Source organism: Porphyromonas sp. HMSC065F10, assembly GCF_001808555.1.
Classification (GTDB): Bacteria; Bacteroidota; Bacteroidia; order Bacteroidales; family Porphyromonadaceae; genus Porphyromonas_A.
Genome location: NZ_KV793791.1, coordinates 23,136 through 37,524, shown reverse-complemented (window position 1 = coordinate 37,524; position 14,389 = coordinate 23,136). Strand labels below are relative to the sequence as shown.

11 protein-coding genes are annotated in these 14,389 nt (G+C 57.6%); 10 read left to right on the top strand and 1 reads right to left on the bottom strand.

Translation table 11 applies throughout. The features are described 5' to 3' along the window. Positions 1-11: 11 nt before the first annotated feature. The 10 genes from HMPREF2890_RS05510 (at position 12) to HMPREF2890_RS05460 (ending at position 13,477) form a co-directional block, all read left to right on the top strand. Positions 12-431 (top strand): SufE family protein, encoded by a 420-nt coding sequence (locus tag HMPREF2890_RS05510; RefSeq protein ID WP_070466389.1) that lies wholly within the window; start codon positions 12-14, stop codon positions 429-431. 4 nt (positions 432-435) lie between these two features. Continuing rightward, positions 436-1,554 (top strand): NAD(P)-dependent oxidoreductase, encoded by a 1,119-nt coding sequence (locus tag HMPREF2890_RS05505; protein ID WP_070466387.1) that lies wholly within the window; start codon positions 436-438, stop codon positions 1,552-1,554. Between the two features lie 448 nt (positions 1,555-2,002). Beyond that, positions 2,003-2,557 (top strand): hypothetical protein, encoded by a 555-nt coding sequence (locus tag HMPREF2890_RS05500; protein WP_070466385.1) that lies wholly within the window; start codon positions 2,003-2,005, stop codon positions 2,555-2,557. Between the two features lie 272 nt (positions 2,558-2,829). After that, positions 2,830-4,230 (top strand): DUF6242 domain-containing protein, encoded by a 1,401-nt coding sequence (locus tag HMPREF2890_RS05495; RefSeq protein WP_148130688.1) that lies wholly within the window; start codon positions 2,830-2,832, stop codon positions 4,228-4,230. A 9-nt stretch (positions 4,231-4,239) separates the two neighbouring features. Beyond that, positions 4,240-5,022 carry a polyprenyl diphosphate synthase gene (gene uppS / locus HMPREF2890_RS05490; RefSeq protein ID WP_070466380.1) on the top strand — a complete coding sequence of 261 codons (783 nt, stop codon included), beginning with the start codon at positions 4,240-4,242 and terminating at the stop codon, positions 5,020-5,022. 97 nt (positions 5,023-5,119) lie between these two features. Continuing rightward, entirely contained in the window at positions 5,120-7,933 is a 2,814-nt protein-coding gene (bamA, locus tag HMPREF2890_RS05485) for an outer membrane protein assembly factor BamA (RefSeq protein ID WP_246825323.1), read from the top strand. A 43-nt stretch (positions 7,934-7,976) separates the two neighbouring features. After that, positions 7,977-8,528, top strand: coding sequence for an OmpH/Skp family outer membrane protein (locus HMPREF2890_RS05480; protein WP_070466376.1), 552 nt, complete (start codon positions 7,977-7,979; stop codon positions 8,526-8,528). 58 nt (positions 8,529-8,586) lie between these two features. Then, the gene (locus HMPREF2890_RS05475; protein WP_070466374.1) at positions 8,587-9,087 is read left to right on the top strand and encodes an OmpH/Skp family outer membrane protein; all 501 of its coding nucleotides are present in this window, start codon (positions 8,587-8,589) and stop codon (positions 9,085-9,087) included. A gap of 242 nt (positions 9,088-9,329) precedes the next feature. Beyond that, positions 9,330-11,936 carry a DNA mismatch repair protein MutS gene (gene mutS, locus HMPREF2890_RS05465; protein WP_070466371.1) on the top strand — a complete coding sequence of 869 codons (2,607 nt, stop codon included), beginning with the start codon at positions 9,330-9,332 and terminating at the stop codon, positions 11,934-11,936. Positions 11,937-12,142: 206 nt separating this feature from the next. After that, complete coding sequence (locus HMPREF2890_RS05460) at positions 12,143-13,477, top strand: Na+/H+ antiporter NhaC family protein (RefSeq protein WP_083289832.1); 1,335 nt, start codon at positions 12,143-12,145, stop codon at positions 13,475-13,477. On the opposite strand, the gene HMPREF2890_RS05455 is transcribed toward HMPREF2890_RS05460, so the two are convergent. Beyond that, positions 13,435-13,956, bottom strand: coding sequence for a cob(I)yrinic acid a,c-diamide adenosyltransferase (locus HMPREF2890_RS05455; RefSeq protein ID WP_070466369.1), 522 nt, complete (start codon positions 13,954-13,956; stop codon positions 13,435-13,437). The genes HMPREF2890_RS05460 and HMPREF2890_RS05455 overlap by 43 nt on opposite strands. Positions 13,957-14,389 lie beyond the last annotated feature (433 nt).

The following is a 14,389-nucleotide window of genomic DNA, read 5'->3' as shown; positions in this document are numbered from 1 at the left end:
AAGAGAGAAAAATGACTATCAACGAGATACAAGACGAGATCGTCGACGACTTTGGGCTCACCGATGACTGGATGGAGCGCTACGAGATGATCATCGAGATGGGAAATGACCTCCCTCCCTTCCCCGATGAGGAGAAGACCCCCGAGCATATCATCGAGGGGTGCCAGAGCCGCGTGTGGGTGGTGGGTCACCCTCAGCCCGATGGGACGATCCACTACGAGGCGGACTCCGATGCCATCATCGTCAAGGGGATCATCGCCCTCCTCCTCCGTGTCGTCGACCGACAGCCGGCAAAGGAGGTGGCTGAGGCTGACCTCTACTTCATAGACAAGATCGGGCTTAAGGAAAATCTCTCCCCCACGAGATCCAATGGCGTCCTCGCCATGATCCGCGACATCAAGCTCATCGCTGCCACCTCTCTCGTCAAGTAGGGTAATGAAGATCATAGCCGAAGCTTCCATCCCCTATCTCAGAGGGGTGCTGGATGAGCTGGGAGAGGTGCGCTACCTCCCCAATCCTGAGATCACTCCTGAGGCGGTACGTGATGCCGACTGGCTCATTGTACGGAGCATCACGAAGTGCAGTAGAGAGCTCCTCGAGGGCTCCTCCGTCAAGCTCATCACCTCCGCCACGATCGGCATCGACCACATCGACACCGACTTCTGCGAGGAGGCGGGGATCACCTGGTACAATGCCCCGGGCTGTAACGCTCAGTCGGTAGGTCAGTATGTCGGCTGCTCACTCGCCCGCTGCTGCAGCGAGAAGGGTGGCAGCCTCATCGGCAAGACCTACGGCATCGTCGGTGCCGGTCATACCGGTATGGCAGCGGCACACTACGCCAAGGTGCTGGGTATGGAGGTGCTGCTCAATGATCCTCCGCGAGCCGATGAGGAGGGTAGGGGGAAGTTTGTCTCCCTCCAGACACTCGCCGATGAGTGCGACTACATCGACCTGCATGTCCCGCTCACCTATGACGGAGACTATCCCACCTACCACTTGGTGGACAGCACTTTTATCAAGAGCCTTCGACGGATGCCTGTCCTCATCAATGCCTGTCGAGGTGGAGTCACGGACACCTCCGCTCTCCTGATGGGGCTGCGGGAGCGCCGTCTCTCCAATGTCATCATCGACTGCTGGGAGGGCGAGCCACATCCCTCACCGGAGCTGGTGGAGGCAGCCTGGCAGGCGACGCCGCACATCGCCGGCTTCAGCGCAGATGGCAAGGCCAATGGCGCCCGCACCTGCCTCCTCTGGGGGCTTCGCTTCTTTGGCCTAACCTCAAGCCGTGTCGATGAGATCCGCCCCGAGCCGCCGGTGGATCCCCTCATTGATCTCAATGACTTTGAGGAGGGTAAGCGCATCTGGGGGGCGATGCTCCGTACTTTTGATCCCAAGAAGGTGGATGAGGACTTTCGCCGGAGATACGACACCGACTTTGAGGCAATGCGGAGCGGGTACCCCTTTCCGCGCGAGCCAAGGGCTTACGTGGTCACCAACTATCGTCCTGAGGAGGGACAGATCCTCTCATCGCTTGGTTTCGCCCTCCGCCCGTAAGTTAGGTCTGGGTGGGGGACAAAGAATCTCTCTCCCCGCAAGGAATAGATCATCTCGGCTGAGAGACATCTCTAATACCGATATTAGGCGCGACTAATATCGGTATTAGTTGGCCAACAGTTTTGGCGGGTTTTGTGACAATCTCGTACCCGGACTACGGGTGACTCGAAAATGGTTGTTTCAATTTAATATGGCTAACTTTGGGTGTTGAGCAACATGACTCGTCCGATGGACTGCCACGCCTCAGGTATACTAACAAACCATAGCTATAATAATGAAACAAAGAGTTAGGGTCGCTTGTCCATCTGTCGTCTTTTTCTTGGTCTTTTTGGGTCTTGTGAGCTTCCTAAGCTGTTGTGGCTCAATGAAGAGTAGCCCGGTATACAAGCGTGCTTATGCTGCAGCGCAAGAGAGAGAGGAGAAAACGAAGACAACGCCCCTCTCACAGATGGGTAGTATTCGTGAGACCTCCGTCGGCATTAGTCCCGTGCTTCGCATTGAGCAGCAGGGACGTGGCGCGTCAGGAGTGAGGACATCGGGGACTCCGATCGTCACTCCTGAGGTCTCGATCAGGTGGATGTGGAGATTTCCACATTTAGGTCGGCTGGGTCCTGAGATAGGCTTTAGGGGAGACCGGATAAGCTCTTCCAAGCACATAGCGGGGCTCCTCACCGTGGGACTCGCCCAAGGTGGATACGGTGGTGAGGTGAGCCGGTCTACGACTATTGGCGTGGTCAACTCCGTGGGGTATATGCGAAGCTTCTCCCCCTACGTAATTGATGGCGAGTGGAGACAGCAGGGTAGGAATGGAGCTTACCTTAGGATAGGGCTTCGGGCTCACTGGAGGATCTCGGAGGGCTTTAGCGCTCTGGGGCTGGAGGCCGGTCTGATGGGCTATTATCTATGGGGAAACATACTCGAGGGGGACAATACTCGGGTATTCTCTCCGGGCTTTGGGTGGTTCCCCTCCTTGTCAGTCATATCCACTCTGGGATCCTACTGATTGCTCGCGTCTCTGACTTAGATCTGAGGGGTAGGTGATGAGGTCTCCTATCCCTCAGTTCTTTTTCTGTTTGTTGCGGGCGTGCTTAATGAATTCTGTATCTTAATTGTCCGCAACATCGTCCTCTTTTGCATTCTATAAGAATAGGATGTGTCCACAACTCACAGAAATAAGGTAACTTTGCCCGAAGTGACCGGACTCCCTCTTGCCCATCGTGTGCAGGGGAGGGTCACTCCGATGATATTCAGTAGATAAACCAAGTCACAGGACTCATGTCTATACGTAGCCGTAAGCCGGTCGGACCGGTCTCAGCTCTTCTCTTGCTCGTAATGCTCCTATACTCCTGCAATCGGGATATGGGAGACTATGTCCGTCCGGTCTATACCGACTACACGGTGCCGGGTCAGGTGGTCCTCTCCTTCCCTAAGGTCAAGGGTAAGCAGATTCCTGCAGCCCGCTTCAGCATCGACCACATCAACCACCGGATATACAATAAGACGCCCCTCCCCTATGGATCGGAGATTGACTCCGCCTACCTCTCCATGGCGGTGAGCAACCAGCTCAAGGTCACGCTTCGTAACGTGAGCTCCGACAAGAGGGTCGCATGGAATGTGGCCGGTAGCGACACAACGCTGATCAGCTTCAAGGGCGGACGGATGGAGCTGACGATCCAGACGGATAAGAAGAAGGACAATCAGTCGGTCACGTACGACTTCCGTGTGCTCACCTATGGGTACGACCCCAATAAGATCGTCTGGACCGATATGTCCAATGGTCTCCCGATTGAGACGGAGGAGACCCGTATGGTCGTCCTGCCGGGCGACAGGCGCTACCTCCTTAGTCGGCTCGGGAGGGAGACCTCTCTCCTCGAGATCACGACCCTCGACCCGCTTGACATACGTCAGGTCACGGAGGCTCACCTGCCTGAGGGGCTGAGACCTTATACCGCCTACACCTCGCCTAAGGGCGATACTTGGGCGCTTGATGCCGAGGGACACCTCTTTACCTCCACCGATCTCGTGACGTGGCTCCCGGCCACTCCGGCAGGGGTTACGGTGACACAGCTCCTGAGTGTCAGGACCGGGGCGGTCTATATGGTGGGCACAGAGGATGGTAAGACCTACTCGATCTATCAGCTCGATAAGCAGAGCAAGGTCACGACGGAGGTCGGTCAGGTGAGGGAGAAGTTCCCGGTCCGCGACAGCTATGTCCATGAGTATGAGATCGCCTCGACGCCTCACATGCTCCTCTTCGGAGGTTCGCTTGCCTCCGGTCTCCCCATCAGCACCGGCTTTTTCTCCTCCGACTTGGTGGAGTGGGGCGCACTGCCCTCCAAGGTGGTCTACCCCCACGAGGGTGCTCTCTACGTCACCACGGCCGACCGGGAGACGCTCTATCGTATCGGTGGAGTCTATGATAAAGGTCCTCAGTCTACTATCTACAAGAGTGACGACAATGGGGTCACCTGGACTCGGATGGAGACCGAGAAGGCTCCGGGTAAGGACTTCCTCCCGATCTCTCATGCCGGTGGATACTACTACGAGTCGCCTAAGGGGGAGAGTCTCTTCATCTTCGGTGGCCGAGTGGGACACGACGGAGAGTCTACGCGCCGTGTCTGGCGTGGGACGATCGATCGCTCCGCCGGCATCATCAATGATTTCACCCGGAAGTAAGCCATACGTATGCCCTCTCCCGCCGATACGCTCTTAGCTCAGCTTGACCCTGACCGCATCCCCGGACACGTTGCCATAATTATGGATGGCAATGGTCGCTGGGCTCGTGAGAGGGGTCTGGAGCGAAGAGACGGACATCGTGCCGGTGTACAGTCGGTCAGTCGCATCGTCCGTGCCGCTGCCCGCTGCGGGATACGCTACCTGACGCTCTACACTTTCTCCACAGAAAACTGGCGCCGCCCCAAGGCTGAGGTCGATGCGCTGATGACCCTGCTGGTCCGCTCTGCGGTAGAGGAGCTCGCCACGCTGGAGGAGAATAACGTCCGCCTGCGTACCATCGGAGACCTTGAGGAGTTGCCCGAGGAGCCGAGGGTGGCACTGATGGGGCTGGTGGAGAGTACGAAGTCAAATACCGGCATCACTCTCGTGCTTGCCGTCAATTACTCCTCACGCTCCGAGCTGACCAGGGCCTTCAATAGGCTCCTGGCTGAGCGTCACGGCAGTGAGGAGCCCATCACCCCGCAAGACATCTGCGCGCACCTCGACCTGCCCGACCTGCCGGATCCCGACCTACTGATCCGCACCGGGGGGGAGTGTCGGGTCAGCAATTACCTCCTCTGGCAGCTTGCCTATACCGAGCTCTACTTCTGCGACTGCTACTGGCCTGACTTCGATGCTGCAGACCTCTACCGATCCCTCATCGACTATCAGTCTCGCCAGCGACGCTTCGGTCGCACCGGTGATCAGGTGGTTGATGTCGACTGTGGTGACAAGACCTCCGACCGCTCCTGATGATCACCGCGCACCACCATACATCCCTTTCCCCGGAAGAAACGCTTCATCCTAACGCATGAATATCCTACCCTCACCGCTTCGCCGACTTTTCTCTATGACAAGAAGCTTGAATACCACACCCTCTCGGCTGCTCGCCCTCATTGCCACTCTGCTCGTCAGTGGCGTCGCCATGGCACAGTCGGAGCACACGATCGCCTCATCGGACAGCCTGGCAGCTCTGCCGGATGTCTCCTACACCCGCCCTGTCTCAAGGGTGATCGCCGGACTGAGGGTGGTCGGCAATGAGAGCTACGAGGATGTGGTGGTGCGCAACGTCTCTGGTCTCCGTGTAGGTCAGCGGGTTACCGTACCGGGTGAGGAGATCAGCCAAGCGGTGCGCAACTACCTCCGCAACGGGCTTTTCTCCAATGTCCGCATCGATGCCGACCGCATGGAGGGGGACTCGGTGTGGCTCTCGATCCATATCACCGAGCGGCCGCGCCTGACACGCTTTGAGATGAATGGGGTGAAGAAGAGCGAGGAGAAGGACCTCCGCACCGGTAGACTCCAGCCACTTGCTCAGGGGACCTTTATCACTCCCAATATCCTCGATCGATCCGAGATAGAGATTAAGCGCTTCTACGATGCCAAGGGATTTAGCAACGTCGAGGTACACACCTCCGTCCTTGAGGACAACTCTCGCCCCGGCTATGTGGTGGTGATCTTTGATGTCAATAAGAATGCGAAGACGAAGATCTCGACCATCAACTTCATCGGCAATGAGATGCTGAGCGACAATGCCCTGAGGCGCGCCATGAAGAAGACGAATGAGGTCTTCAATCTCTCCAAGCGCCCCTGGAGCAGTATCCTCGAGATCTTTGGTACGAAGAAGTTCGTGGAGAAGGAGTACAGGGAGGACCTGAAGAATATCCTCAAGGCCTATCACGCCAAGGGCTACCGTGACGCAGAGATCCTGCGGGACACGATCTACAAGGCGGACGACGGGAAGAAGATCAATATCGACATCGAGGTCTACGAGGGCCCGAAGTACTACATCAAGGCGATCAACTTCGTCGGCAATACCAAGTACCCGACTCTCCAGCTCCAGCAGGTTCTCGGCATGCGCCCCGGCGATGTCTACAATCAGAAGAAGCTGATGGAGCGTATCTCTCAGGATGAGGATGCGGTCTCCAACCTCTACTCCAATAACGGCTACCTCTTTGCTTACATGGTCCCCGTGGAGACCGAGGTGAAGGGTGACTCCGTCGCCCTCGACATCCGCATCCACGAGGGCAAGCCGGCGACGATCAATAAGGTGGCGATCCGAGGCAACTCGCAGATCTACGACGAGGTGGTTCGCCGCGAGCTCTACACGAAGCCGGGCATGCTCTTCAATCGCGACTACGTTATGCGCTCTATGCGTATGATCGCTCAGATGGGCCACTTCGACCAAGAGAAGATCGTCCCCAACATAGTTCCTCACGAGGAGAGCGGTACGGTGGACATCGAGTGGCAGCTGACGCCGAAGTCCAATGACCAGGTCCAGCTGTCGATGGGATGGAGCCAGACCGGTCTACTGCTGATGGCAGGACTGAAGTTTACCAACTTCTCCCTCCGCAACTTGCTTGATCGCTCCACTTACCACAACTTCCTCCCCCGTGGCGATGGGCAGACGCTTTCGCTCAATGTCCAGACCAATGCTCGCTACTACCAGAGCTACGGCATCAGCTTTATGGATCCCTGGTTTGGCCGCAAGCGACCCAATATGTTTAGCGTCTCAGTCTCCTACTCCCGTCAGACAGACATCAACCGCCGATTCTACTCCGGTCAGCAGCAGAGTCTGATGAATAGCTACGGCGGCTATGGATACGGCTATCCCGGCTATGGCTATGGTGGCTATGGCTACGGTATGGGCTATCCGGGTGGGTACGGCTATGGCATGGGCTATCCCGGAGGGTACGGCTACGGAGGCATGGGTGGCTACGGCATGGGGTACTACAACCAGTACTACCGCGAGGCGATGACCAACCTCTACGAGCGCGCTCTTGACCCGGATAAGACCCTTGATATGCTCCGCTTCAATATCGGCTATGGTAAGCGACTCACCTGGCCGGACGACAACTGGCAAGTCTCCCTCGGGCTTACCTACAATATGTACCGGATGCACAACTGGGGCGCCTACTACTACAACTTCGGTATGGAGAATGGTGTCGCCAATGACATCAACCTCTCGCTCAATCTCTCCCGCTCCTCGATCGACAACCCGATCTACACCCGTCGAGGATCCAGCTTCACCTTCGAGGCGCAGTCGACCCTGCCGTACTCCCTCTGGGATGGCGTCGACTACTCCGACCCGAAGCTCCCCGATGCCGACCGGTACCGCTTCATCGAGTACTATAAGGTGAAGGGCAAGGCTCAGCTCTTTATCCCCCTTATGGACCCGATCAATACCAAGCGCACCCCCGTCCTGATGGCGAGTGCGGAGTCCGGTACGATCGGCTCCTTCAGCCCCTATAAGCGCTCCCCCTTCGGTACTTACTATATGGGTGGTGACGGTATGTCCTCCTACTACGGATACCTCAATGAGATGATAGGCCTCCGCGGCTATCGCAACGGCTCCATCTCGGGTGCCAGCGGACGAGGTGCCTATGTCTACTCCAAGGTCTTTATGGAGCTGCGGTATCCGGTGATCTTTGAGAATCAGGCAACGATCTGGGTACTCGGCTTTGCTGAGGCCGGTAACGCCTGGGAGTACCAGAAGGACTTTAACCCCTTCCAGCTTAAACGTTCTGCCGGTCTGGGCGTCAGAATAATGTTGCCGCAGATTGGTCTGATGGGTATTGACTGGGGCTACGGCTTTGACGCCCCGGACGGAACCGCTCAGATCGGTGGTAGCAACGTCCACTTCGTCCTCGGTCAGCAATTCTGATCCCCGGGCATTTGGTACAACCTACATTAAGACAGCAACCATTATGAAAGAGATAAGAAAAACGGCTCTCCTCGCGCTCATTGCCCTCGTGGCATCGGTCGGGATGACGCTCCCCTCTCGGGCGCAGGACTACATCACCTACGCTCTGGTGGATATGCAGTATATCCTCACCAATATCCCTCAGTACAAGGAGGCAACGGAACAGCTCCAGGAGACCGCCAAGGGCTACACGGCTGAGGTGAAGAAGCTCCAGGACCAGGCAGGCACCCTCTATGCCGACTACCGCAAGCAGATGGGCTCCCTCTCCGCCGACCAACGCGCCTCTCGCGAGAAGCAGATCGTCGAGGTGGAGAATCGCGCCGCCGAGCTGCAGCAGAAGTACTTCGGTCCCAAGGGCGAGATGGCGAAGCTCCAGGAGCAGCGCATCAAGCCGATCCAGGACAAGGTCTACGAGGCGATCAAGCTCTACAGCCGCAAGTATGGTGTCTATATGGTCCTTGACCGCGCCTCCGGCATGGGCACCATTGTCTATGCCGACCCCGCTGCCGATATCAGTAATGACATCCTGAAGATCCTTGGCATCTCTGTGAAATAACGTACCTTTGTGCGTCTCATAACCCTGAATATAAATCAATAACGTAAGATACATTTTCATGAAAAGAACGTTTCTCATCCTCTGTGCTGCCATGCTCTTCCCCATCTTTGCCGGTGCGCAGAGCCACAAGATCGGTATCGTAGACTCTCAGAAGGTACTCAGCGAGATGCCTGAGATGAAGTCCATGCAGGCTGAGCTTGACAACCTCGCCAAGAAGTACGAGGATACCCTCGTGCAGTTGCAGAAGGAGTTTCAGACCAAGTACCAGGACTTCGTCAAGGAGCAGGAGACTATGGTCGAGTCCATCAAGAGTCGCAAGCAGCAGGAGCTGGAGGACCTCTCCAAGCGCATCCAGGATCTCAATAACGTGGCTCAGCAGGATATGCAGAAGAAGCAGGTAGAGCTCTTCGCCCCGATCCAGACCAAGCTTCGCGAGGCGATCAATAAGGTAGGCAACGATGGTGGCTTCACCTATATTATGGATGCCAGCCAGATGCTCTATGTGGGCAGCGGCAGTGAGGATGTCACTTCTCTCGTGAAGTCTAAGCTCGGTCTCTGATCTCCGTCCGAGCTCACCGCTCGCACCTTCCCTCGAAGGTCACACACTCATAAGTCATCCCCGACAGGTCACGCACCTCTCGGGGATGTTTTTTTTTGTCCACGATGCTGCTGACCCCGATCGCCCCACCTCCTATGGCGGAGGGTGGGACCGGACGATTGAAAATCACTAAATTTGCCGTAAGACCTTGAGGGAAGGTCCTCTCACCACAGAATAGTATAACAGACAGTAGGCTGCTAACCATGGCAAAAGTGAAGGAGACACCGATGATGTCTCAGTACAACCGGTTTAAGAGAAAGTACCCTGACGCAATACTGCTCTTCCGCGTAGGGGACTTTTACGAGACTTTCTCCGATGATGCCGTCGCCGCTTCCCAGCTACTGGGGATCACACTGACCAAGCGGTCCAACGGTGGTGCCTCTGAGGTCCCCCTCGCCGGCTTCCCTTACCATGCACTCGATGTCTACCTGCCTAAGCTGGTATCGCAAGGGAAGAGAGTCGCCATCTGTGACCAGATTGAGGATCCCAAGCTCACCAAGACCCTGGTAAAGCGGGATGTGACGGAGCTGGTGACCCCGGGACTGACGATGGAGGATACGGTGCTGGATGCCGGGACCAATAACTTCCTCGGTGCCTTGGTGTCGAAGGGCGGGCGCACCGGTGCCGCATTCCTTGATCTCTCCACGGGCGAGTTTTGCACCGCCGAGGGTGTCGAGGAGGATGTGGCGAAGATGGTCGTCTCCTTTGGTCCAAAGGAGATCCTCCTGGAGCGGGGTCGGGAGGCATCCGTGGCGGCCGCCATGGGAGAGCAGTGGCACTACTACCCCCTTGAGGACTGGGTCTTCACTGTTGACTACGGCAGGGAGCGGCTTGAGAGGCACTTCAATACCCGCACGCTCAAGGGCTTCGGCATAGAGGAGAAGCCGCTCGCCATCATCGCCTGCGGGGCGATCCTTTACTACCTCGAGGCGACGAAGCACACCCAGCTGAGCCACGTGACGACGCTTCACCTGATCGAGGAGGACCACTTTGTCCGGCTGGACAATTTCACTCGGCGCAACCTTGAGATCATGCGCCCGCTCACGGAGGACGGCTCCTGCCTCCTACAGGTGCTGGATCACACGCATACCCCGATGGGCGGTCGCCTGCTGAAGCGCTGGCTCTCCTTTCCCCTCCTCGACCTGCATGAGATCGAGCGACGCCAGGCCTGTGTGACTGCCTTCTGTGAGCAGTCGGAGCTGACCCGATCGGTGGCGGATCACCTGGCCGGCATCGGTGACCTGGAGCGACTGGCAAGTAAGGTGGCAGTGGGGCGCATCTCGCCCCGTGAGCTACTCCAGACGGCAGCCGGGCTGCGACTGATACGCCCGATGATGAGTCTCCTCACCGACTCGGGTGAGCAGGCACTCCGCGAGCTGTCCCTCAGGCTTGACCCGGCGGAGGAGTTGGCGTCAAAGATCGAGCAGTCCATCGACCCCGATGCACCGGCACAGGTGGGTAAGGGAAGGGTGATCCGTACCGGCGTGAGCAACCGATTGGATGAGCTGCGCGCCATCGCCGGTGGGGGCAAGAAGTACCTCCTTGAGATGCGTGAGCGGGAGAGTCGTGAGACCGGGATCCCATCGCTGAAGATTGCCTTCAATAACGTCTTTGGCTACTACATCGAGGTGACCAATGCGCACAAGGATAAGGTGCCGGAGGACTGGATCCGGAAGCAGACCTTGGTCAATAGCGAGCGATACATCACCCCGGAGCTGAAGGAGTATGAGCAGAAGATCCTCGGTGCCGAGGAGCGGATCAGCATCCTCGAGGCGGAGCTTTACCAGGATCTGATCCGGGAGGTGATGGGGCATATCCGCGTCCTGCAGAGCAATGCAGCAGCTCTCTCCGAGATCGACGTGCTGAGTACCTTTGCTTACGATGCGGTTACATACGATTACCACCGTCCGGTGGTGGACCGAAGCGCTGTCATTGACATCAAGGAGGGGCGCCATCCCGTGATCGAGCGGATGATGCCTCCGGGTGAGGAGTATATCCCCAATGACGTCTTCTGCGACCCGGAGACAGACCAGATCATGGTGATCACCGGACCCAATATGTCGGGTAAGAGTGCACTCCTGAGGCAGACCGCCCTCATCGTGCTGATGGCTCAGGTGGGCTCCTTTGTCCCGGCACGTGAGGCGCACCTCGGCATCGTGGATCGGATCTTCACCCGCGTGGGGGCATCGGATAATATCTCGCGTGGCGAGAGTACGTTTATGGTTGAGATGACCGAGTCGGCGATCATCCTCAATAACATCACCCCCAATAGCCTCGTCCTCGTGGATGAGCTGGGACGCGGCACCTCCACCTACGATGGCATCTCGCTGGCACAGGCGATCGTGGAGTATCTGCACAATAATCATCGCGCTCACCCTAAGACCCTCTTTGCCACCCACTACCACGAGCTAAACGAGCTGGAGGGCGTCCTGCCGAGGATCCGAAACTATAATGTCTCTGTGAAAGAGGCCGATGGCAAGGTGATTTTCCTTAGGAAACTGGTCCCCGGAGGATGCGAGCACAGCTTCGGCATCCATGTGGCACGGATGGCGGGCATGCCGCGCGAGATCGTGAGCCGGGCTGAGGAGATCCTCAGTCAGCTCGAGCGCAAGACGGGACACAGCTCGCCATCATCCGTTACCGCCGACGAGACCACCGATGGTCCGATGAAGCTCAGTTTCTTCCAGCTCGACGATCCGACCCTCTCCGCGATCCGCGATGAGATCAAGGGGCTCGACATCGACAACCTTACCCCCCTCGAGGCACTCAATAAGCTCTCTGACATTCGCCGCTTGATAGGCATGAAGTGACCTTACGAGGCTACTCCTCGGCCCACATAATGGACTTTGACAGACCATTTGTATCACTGCACGAGCTGGCTTTTCAGGCAAATTTTCGCAAGAAATAAATTATTTGTGGTATATTTGCCTGCGATATGGGAATTATACCGAATAAGAATATCTTGCACGAGGAGGCAGTGGCAGGTCGGCAATCCTCTGCGCACCGGTCAATGCCGATGACCAAGGGGCTGCTTGCCCTCTCGCCCCTCCTCTTCTTCCTCTTTTTTTACCTTGGAGTCAGCCTACTGGTCCGCGACTTCTATGCCGTCTCGATCACGGTCGCCTTTTGCCTTACGGCGATCTATGCGATGGTGTTGCCTGATGGGCACTCTCTCGAGAGGCGCTTAGAGATCTTTGCCCGAGGTGCGGGCGACAGCAACGTCCTGCTGATGATCTGGGTTTTCATCCTTGCGGGGATATTCTCCTCCGTGGCACAGGCGATCGGAGCCATTGATGCGACGGTGGGGCTGCTGCTGTCACTGCTCCCGTCGAGGGTAATGTATGCGGGGCTATTTGTCGTCAGCTGCTTCATCTCCTTTGCCCTCGGATCGAGTGTCGGCACGATCGCTGCTCTCGTACCTATAGCGAGCGGGATGGCAACGGAGATGGGCGGGGGCGCCGGGCTGATCACAGCGATCATCGTCGGTGGTGCATTCTTCGGCGACAATCTCTCATTCATCTCTGACACCACCATTGCAGCCACCCGCACGATAGGCGTGCGGATGAAGGATAAGTTTCGCGCCAATGTCCTGATAGCACTACCGGCTGCTCTACTCACGCTCCTGCTCTACCTGATGCTCGGTCAGGAAGTGCCGGAGGCGATGGTCAGCACCACCGGCTCGTGGTATCTGATGCTGCCCTACCTGGCGGTGATTCTCCTCGCTGTCAGTGGGGTAAATGTCCTCGTCGCCCTGACCGCAGGCATCCTCCTCTCGGTGCTGGTGGGCCTCGGCAGTGGCTCCGTTACCTCGGTCGAAGTGATGACGACGGCAGGCAAGGGGATCGCCGGGATGAGCGACTTGATCATCGTGACGCTGCTTGCCGGTGGCTTGCTGGAGCTAATCCGGCAGCGGGGCGGGATAGACTTCATCGTCGAGCGCTTGACCAAGCGTGTGTCCGGAAAGAGGTCGGGCGAACTCTCCTTCGCCGCCCTTGTGGGACTGGCCAATGCCTGCACGGCCAATAATACCATCGCCATCCTGACCACCGGCGGGATCGTGCGAGATCTCGGCACCAGGCTCGATGTCGACCCACGGCGGACAGCCAGCATCCTCGATATCACCTCCTGCATCGTACAGGCTGTCCTCCCCTATGGCGCTCAGATGCTGATCGCCTCTGGGCTCACAGGGCTCTCCGTGACGGAGATCCTCCCCTTCATGTACTACCCGATGATCCTCTCCGGAGTGCTCCTGCTCTCGATCCTCCTTCGCTTCCCCTATCCCGGGCGGCGCGCCTTGCCTCAGCTCACCTACCGCTCAAAGCCGGAGCGCGCCGGCACCCCGGCATCGTAGTAGTGCTTGACGCACTGCATATCGGTCACCAAGTCAGCAGCGGTGATTAAGTCTGCCGGGGCATAGCGCCCAGTGCAGACCACTTCTACGTGTGGCTCTCGGGCACGGATCACCTCGAGCAGCTCCTCCACGGTAAAGAAGTGGAAGTAGAGTGCTATCGTCACCTCATCCAGCACCACCACATCCCACTCCCCTGAGGCCATCACCTCCGCGGCCCGAGCCAGCCCCTCCCGTCCGTGGCGCACATCCTCCTCAGACGGCTCGTGGATCAGTGCGCACCCGAGACCAAATTGCTCAAAGTGAATCGCCGGCAGCAGCTCCTCTATCCGGCACTCGTGATACCGCATATTCTTGACGAATTGCCCCACGAAGACCCGCTTCCCGGCCAAGGCGGCACGCACCGCCAGCCCGATGGCAGCGGTGGTCTTCCCCTTCCCATCTCCGGTGTATACCTGGAGGTATCCCTTCTTCTCTCTCATAATAGATTGTCTCTCCACTTGACGAAAACAAAAGTAGTAAATGTCAGATAGATAGACAATCCGGTCGACAGGCTCACGGCTCACCCCTGGAGTCCCATCCCCTCGGGACTGGAGTTTCATCCCTACGGGACTGCAGTTCCAAGCCTACGGGACTGTAGTTCCAAGCCTACGGGACTGTAGTTCCAAGCCTACGGGACTGGAGTCTCTCCCACAAGAGACTACCCCGCATGCCCTGAGGATGGTCCAGGGGTGTCGCATTTGAGCTTTACAGCTAAGAAGTGATAACCCCTATCGCTGTGCTTTTCCATCGACTGATCCATCTTCTGATGCTCCCCCTGCCGATCCCGCAGGGGCGAAGCCCCGTAGGGATCATCGCTTCTTAGCCCGCGTGTCGAGGCACGAAGTGCCGAAGACCGCGGGAAACGACGACGCA